This is a genomic window from Nostoc cf. edaphicum LEGE 07299, assembly GCF_015207245.1.
Taxonomy (GTDB): Bacteria; Cyanobacteriota; Cyanobacteriia; order Cyanobacteriales; family Nostocaceae; genus Nostoc; species Nostoc edaphicum_B.
Window position 1 is genome coordinate 1 of sequence record NZ_JADEXF010000313.1, and the last position, 5,365, is coordinate 5,365.

At 44.1% G+C, this 5,365-nt stretch carries 6 protein-coding genes; all 6 read right to left on the minus strand.

What is annotated here, in order from left to right; genetic code table 11:
• A partial coding sequence (locus IQ229_RS23935; RefSeq protein ID WP_228013384.1) for a hypothetical protein occupies window positions 1-257 on the minus strand: 257 nt, incomplete at its 3' end.
• 213 nt (window positions 258-470) lie between these two features.
• Entirely contained in the window at window positions 471-1,073 is a 603-nt protein-coding gene (locus tag IQ229_RS11335; protein ID WP_194043744.1) for a cytochrome c oxidase subunit 3, read from the minus strand.
• 94 nt (window positions 1,074-1,167) lie between these two features.
• A complete protein-coding gene (gene ctaD / locus IQ229_RS11340; RefSeq protein WP_194043746.1) occupies window positions 1,168-2,829 on the minus strand; it encodes a cytochrome c oxidase subunit I in 1,662 nt (553 codons plus the stop codon).
• A gap of 13 nt (window positions 2,830-2,842) precedes the next feature.
• Complete coding sequence (locus tag IQ229_RS11345) at window positions 2,843-3,769, minus strand: cytochrome c oxidase subunit II (RefSeq protein WP_194043748.1); 927 nt, start codon at window positions 3,767-3,769, stop codon at window positions 2,843-2,845.
• Between the two features lie 67 nt (window positions 3,770-3,836).
• Window positions 3,837-4,454, minus strand: coding sequence for a DUF2231 domain-containing protein (locus IQ229_RS11350; protein WP_194043750.1), 618 nt, complete (start codon window positions 4,452-4,454; stop codon window positions 3,837-3,839).
• On the minus strand, window positions 4,451-4,951 hold the full coding sequence (locus tag IQ229_RS11355; protein ID WP_181931323.1) for a DUF2231 domain-containing protein: 501 nt from the start codon (window positions 4,949-4,951) through the stop codon (window positions 4,451-4,453). The genes IQ229_RS11350 and IQ229_RS11355 overlap by 4 nt, the downstream gene beginning before the upstream one ends.
• Window positions 4,952-5,365 lie beyond the last annotated feature (414 nt).

Sequence of the window (5,365 nt, forward strand, 5' to 3'; positions counted from 1 at the left end):
TGCGTATCACGATAGGTAATAATTTGAGTACGAGAAAGTCCATCCTGCCTTTTTGATTGAGAACTCAAAATCTCAAATCCTTTAACCGAATGCAGTCTCAATGATTCTTTTGTCATGCAATATTGTTGGTTTGCCTCACTACTCTTACCAGCCTTTATCAGTTCGAGATGACTTTTAGCTAAATCTTGTGGAGAAGTCACACCGCAACTAACAAATGATAAACTGAGCAAAAAACTTGGGATAACAACATTTTTCATAACTAAGTGCCTAAGCTGTTAAATTTAGTATTCCCAAAATCTGTCTTTTGATTAACAGCAAAAGCGCAAGTAGCAGAAAAATAGTAGCTGAAGCAGCAACCATTTTCACCAACCAGAATAACAAAGTGAATGGCGTATGGGGCATAAAAGTAATTAACAATGCCACATACACCAACCCAGAGAAATTATCTGGGTTTTCCTTCCCACCAATCTTTACTGCCAAACATAGATAAGGACAAACAAAATAATCCAGATAACATCGACGAAGTGCCAAAACAATGAAGTTGCATTGACGCCGAAGTGACCTGTATCGTAGTTGCTAGGTAGGAAAGAACGTACCAAAATTATTAACTGCAACAAAATACCAGTGAAAACGTGCAAACCGTGGAAGCCTGTAAGTAGATAGAAGGTTCCACCAAATACCCCGGAGGTGAAACCAAAGGCGAGGCCGTTCCATTCAATCGCTTGGCCAACTAAAAAGTAAGTTCCCATCGCCATTGTTGCCAAGAGGAACAGGCGAAATTTTACTAAGTCGTGGCGTTGAAGGGCGCGTTCTGCTAAGTAAATTACAAAGCTACTAGCAACGAGAATTACTGTGTTGATTGCTGGTTCTTTTATTTCTAATCCAGAAACACCAACTGGTAGCCAGTTAGGCGTTGTTGTTTTGTAGATGGCATATCCGGCGAAAAAACTTAAGAAGATGACGCTTTCTGACAGTAGGAAGACAATGAAGCCAAACATTTTGTTGCCTTCTTCGTCGTGGCTGTGTTCTGCGCTTGTATGGGGCAATTCGTGGGAATTGATATAGCTGTCCATTTTAGTTTTTGAGGGGGAATTTGAAACGCAAAGGAACGCGGAGGGAAGCGCAGAGGTACGCGGAGGGTTTTTGCGTCTTCCCGATAGTTTGCGTTTATTCTGGGAGGTTAGCTGTTAAGGGTTCTGATTTGCCGTAGCCGTAGGGTTCGGAGATGATGATGGGAGTTTCTTCAAAGTTTTCTACTGGGGGGGGTGAAGAAACTAACCACTCTAGTCCAATTGCTCGCCAAGGGTTAGCGGGTGCTTTCTCGCCTTGCATCCAAGAAATCACCATATTGAATATGAAGGGCAAGGTGGACATTCCTAAGAGAAATCCGCCGAGGCTGGCGATGATATTCCAGAATTGATACTCTGGGGCGTAGGAAGCAACTCGGCGTAACATTCCTTGCAATCCCAAGGGGTGCATAGGTAAAAAGTTGAGGTTGGTGCCGATAAATGCTAACCAGAAGTGGATTTTACCCCAGCTTTCTGAGTACATCCGCCCGGTCATTTTGGGGAACCAGTGATAGATGGCTGCAAATAAGCCCATCGTCACGGTGCCGTAGAGGACGTAGTGGAAGTGTCCGACTACAAAGTAGGTATTGTTGACGTGGACATCGACTGGTACTGAAGAAAGCATGATGCCTGTGATGCCGGCGAATACAAACATGATTAATCCGCCCAAGGCAAACAGCATGGCGGTATTTAGCCGTAGTTTACCGCCCCAAATAGTTGCTACCCAAGCAAATACTTTAATTCCTGTGGGGACAGACACGCACATCGTTGTCAGCATGAAAATCAACCGCATCCAGCCTGGTGTACCACTGACGTACATATGGTGTACCCAAACAATACCGCTAACTACGGCAATTAAGATGGATGAAACAGCAACTACTTTGTAACCAAATAGGGGTTTACGTGAATAAACTGGGAAGATTTCTGAGAAAATGCCGAAGACAGGCAAAATAATCACGTAAACGGCTGGGTGGGAGTAGAACCAAAAGTAATGCTGGAACATCACTGGATTTCCACCCTTGGAAGGGTCGAAAAAGGCGGTGCCAGCAGTTAAGTCTAGTAGCAGCATCACCGCACCAGCTGTTAGTGCTGGCAGTCCGAATAGTTGGATAATTTGGGCGCTAAATACTGCCCAGACAAACAACGGCATTTTGAAGAAGCCCATTCCTGGGGCCCGCATCTTCACGATTGTGGTGACAAAGTTGACTGCCCCCATAATTGAGGATACGCCAGATATTGCTACCGCTAGCAGCCAGAGAACTTGACCATTAATCAAGTTACCTGTGGGATTCTGGAGACTGACTGGCGGGTAAGACCACCAACCGGCTTGGGCTGGGCCACCAGGGACGAAGAAGCTACCCATCATCAAAATCCCAACTACTGGCACCATCCAAAAGGCGACGGCGTTGAGGCGGGGAAATGCCATATCTCGCGCCCCAATCATCAGGGGCACTAGATAGTTAGCAAAACCAACGAGTGAGGGAAATGTCCACAAAAACAGCATCACAGTGCCGTGCATGGTGAACATACCGTTATAGACGGTGCGATCAACTAAATCTGATTCGGGTGTCATCAGTTCTCCCCGCATCACCATCGCAAAGATACCGCCGACGAGAAAGAAGAAAAATGAGGTAACGAGATACTGGATACCAATTACCTTGTGGTCAGTACTAAAGCTGAAGTATTCTTTCCAATTACTTGGAGATTCGTGGTTATGCTTCTCATCAGGGAGAAGAATACCTTCAATAGGAACATTAGTCATGGTTACTTTCCTTTCAACCAGGTGAATTGACTAGAGGAGGTGCAGCAGGTGGAACTGTAACCCAACCAGTTTGGACTGATTGATTGGATGTTTGGGCATACTCAGAAGCTGCCTGATTTTTTGCTACGGATGGCTTTTGGGTTGCAGCTTGTGCTAGCCATTGCTGATAATCTTCAGGAGATTCGACAACTACATTCGCCTGCATCGTCGCAAAGTATGTACCGCTATATTGAGAATCGGTCAATCGGTATTGTCCGGGACGGATGGGAGTAAATTCAAAGTCGATCGCATGGTTGGGAATAATATCCTGCTTGAGGCGGAATGCAGGAATATAGAAGCCGTGGAGAACGTCTTGTGATTTCAGCGCTAAACGTACCCGGCGATCGCTCGGTAAATGCAATTCGGTACTGGTAATATCTTTTTCAGGATAATGAAAAACCCACGCCCACTGTTTAGCTAGTACGTCGATTTTTTCTACAGGTTCTGCTAAAGCGTTAGCTGGTACATCATTTGGTTCTGCATGAGCCGATTGCATTGCTAGCGGATTATGCAGGTGAACTAATTCCGATGGGCCTTGAATCCCCATTTGTTCGTAAACTTGGTAGCTGTAACCCGCAATCCAAAACACCAGAAGAATTGGGATTGCTGTCCAGACAACTTCTAAGGTGATATTGCCATGAATTGGGGGACCGTCAGTGAAGTCATCTTTGACTGCCCGATGGAAGATCACAGAATACATTAAAGTACTTGTTACTCCCAAGAAGATGAAGGCACCAAGGGTTACTAAGAAGCTAATCAAATCATCAATTAGTAGGGATTCGGCTGCTGCTTGGGGAGGAAGCCAGGAGTAAGCCTGCTTGCCGATCCAGAGACTCGTAACAGTCACTGCGATCGCGCCTGTAAGCAGCGTCAAAATATTTAAAATCTTCTGGATTTTCATGGTCATTAGTCATTAGTCATTGGTCATTGGTCATTAGTCATTGGTCAAAGGACAATTGACAAATGACTTATTTGAGTGTTGTGTTGAGGTCTTGGTGCGATCGCAGCAAATTGTCTGCTGTATTATGTACGCCAAACTCGGCGGCTAGTTGCGCTCCTAGTGTGCCGTGGATGTACAGAATGAACATGATTGCTATGCCTGCAAACAGATAGATCCATTGCACTTCTCTATCTGTCTGTTTATATTCTTGTTTGCCCCAAACGAAGCGCTGCCATGCTCTCCAGATGGTCATGCCAACAATCAGCGCTAATAAGAACACACCACCCACACCATGCCAAAGCATAGTTTCCATTGCCTGCAATCCCCAGGCACTCTTTATATCAGCTGGTGGTGCTGCCAATAGCATTTCGTAAAAGCCTGCTCCTACTGTGAAAAATGTGATGATGCTGGCAGCTAACATGTTGTACCAGCCAACAGCAAATAAGTTGTCACGTTCCACAGTAATTGCCAAAAATTTGAAGACCCATTTTTCAAAGGGGAACAGAACACCAACAATATCGAAGGTCATTGCAATGATGAACAAACCTATTGTCAGATGGACTAAGTTGGGATGAATGGGAATTGTGTAAGGTAATCCGTTTGCACCTAAAGAGCCGTTCAATTGGTCAATTAATTCTGAGTTCATCGCAACAAACCATCCTTTACTGCTTCCACAACTGGCACGGTATGCAATCCATATACCCAAACAAGCTCATCTCCGAGATATACCTGCAAGCCAACTATTAGAGTTAAAACTAATCCGGCTCCCAAATAATAAATCGGTACTTTTTGCGGATTGCGGGCACGAATTACATAGCGCCAAGCTGTAATCGCTGTGATAATTCCTGAAAGCGACCAACCAATTAGCGTGTGCAAATTCAGCACCGATTTCGCTAGGCTGTAAGGCTGTGCTAACCCTGCTTCAAACTGACCAAAAATAATCGCGACGAAGATAGCGATCGTGGCAACTAACATATTCCACCAACTCACCTCAAAAAGACCGGATTTACCAGTAAAATAGCCAATTACATCGCAGAAGAAGGAAAACAACACCATCGCAATTACGAAGTGGACAACGATGGGATGAATCGTATCTGGATAGGGCAAATTGTGGTCGTTCAAGGATGTCAAATACTCAATCATCGTCTTCTCCTGGACATATCTACCGCACTTTGGTCAATAAATTTTGGATTTTGGATTGGCGATCGCGCAGTCTTAGCAAACGTCTTTTAGATTTATTCCGTCCCAGACGATATATAAACTAGAAGACCCTAATCAAAAATCTAAAATCGCTAGTCAAGCTTCAATAATTTATGGATACTCACTAACATCACCACAAGTATCCATCCATAATTGATCGGATTCTGTTCAATATCTGCGTGGTTCAATACGCTTAATCATGTCTTAGCTTTTTGTAGCCAAATTTGGTTAAATTGCCTACATGGAATAATTTTTGTTTTGATTCATTTCCTTATGCCAATAGTCTGCAACAGCAATTTTTGATGTAGCTAAATCAAATCGCTGTCGTTTGTTGATTTGCTTAACCTATCCTTTAGC

What these genes read in the sequence shown, in the direction of transcription:
- IQ229_RS11335 (WP_194043744.1), bottom strand. Translation starts at nt 1,073, where the DNA reads ATGGACAGCTATATCAATTCCCACGAATTGCCCCATACAAGCGCAGAA.
- ctaD (WP_194043746.1), bottom strand. Translation starts at nt 2,829, where the DNA reads ATGACTAATGTTCCTATTGAAGGTATTCTTCTCCCTGATGAGAAGCAT.
- IQ229_RS11345 (WP_194043748.1), bottom strand. Translation starts at nt 3,769, where the DNA reads ATGAAAATCCAGAAGATTTTAAATATTTTGACGCTGCTTACAGGCGCG.
- IQ229_RS11350 (WP_194043750.1), bottom strand. Translation starts at nt 4,454, where the DNA reads ATGAACTCAGAATTAATTGACCAATTGAACGGCTCTTTAGGTGCAAAC.
- IQ229_RS11355 (WP_181931323.1), bottom strand. Translation starts at nt 4,951, where the DNA reads ATGATTGAGTATTTGACATCCTTGAACGACCACAATTTGCCCTATCCA.